The sequence below is a fragment of the Verminephrobacter aporrectodeae subsp. tuberculatae At4 genome, from assembly GCF_000193225.1.
GTDB classification, from domain to species: Bacteria; Pseudomonadota; Gammaproteobacteria; order Burkholderiales; family Burkholderiaceae_C; genus Acidovorax; species Acidovorax aporrectodeae.
Genome location: NZ_AFAL01000855.1, coordinates 1 through 635 on the forward strand (window position 1 = coordinate 1; position 635 = coordinate 635).

The window sequence follows — 635 nt, forward strand, 5'->3', positions numbered from 1 at the left end:
TGCCCACCGAGCAGGCGCCGCAAGTCCCGGACATGCGCTTTTCCATCGTCGACGTCAAATGCTGCGATCAGAACGGCCGGGTGTTCGTCGTCGAGATGCAGATGCTGTGGACCGACGCTTACTTCTCGCGCATCCTGTTCAGCGGCGCGCAAGCCATCGTGAACCAACTCTCGCCAGGGGATTCCTACCAATCGCTGTGCCCGGTCTACTCCGTCACGGTGCTCAACGACGTCTTCGAGAAAGACCCCGACGAACAAGACTGCTGGCTGCACCACTACAAGATCACCAAACTCGCCAAGCGCGGCAGGCACGGCAAGATTTTGAAAGGCTTGCAGTTCGTCATTCTGGAGTTGCCCAAATTCAACCCCAAAACCAAGACCGAGAAAAAGGTCACCGCGCTGTGGCTGCGCTTTCTGCGCGATACCGGCAGGTCCGGTTTCGTACCCGATGAGGCCCTTCTGTCCTACCCGCCGGTGGCCGACGCGGTCAAGCTCGCCGAGTTCCAAGGCTATAGCGCCGTCGAAATCGACCGCTACCAGAAGCATCTGGATGCGCTGCGCAACGAAAAAAGCTCCCTGCTCGATGCCCGGACCGAGGGGCTGGAGGAAGGCGTCAAGAAGGGGTTGGCACAAGGC

1 protein-coding gene is annotated in these 635 nt (G+C 59.8%); it reads left to right on the plus strand.

Annotated features, from left to right (window positions below):
* A partial coding sequence (locus VTU_RS29605; RefSeq protein WP_010109051.1) for a PD-(D/E)XK nuclease family transposase occupies positions 1-635 on the plus strand: 635 nt, incomplete at both ends.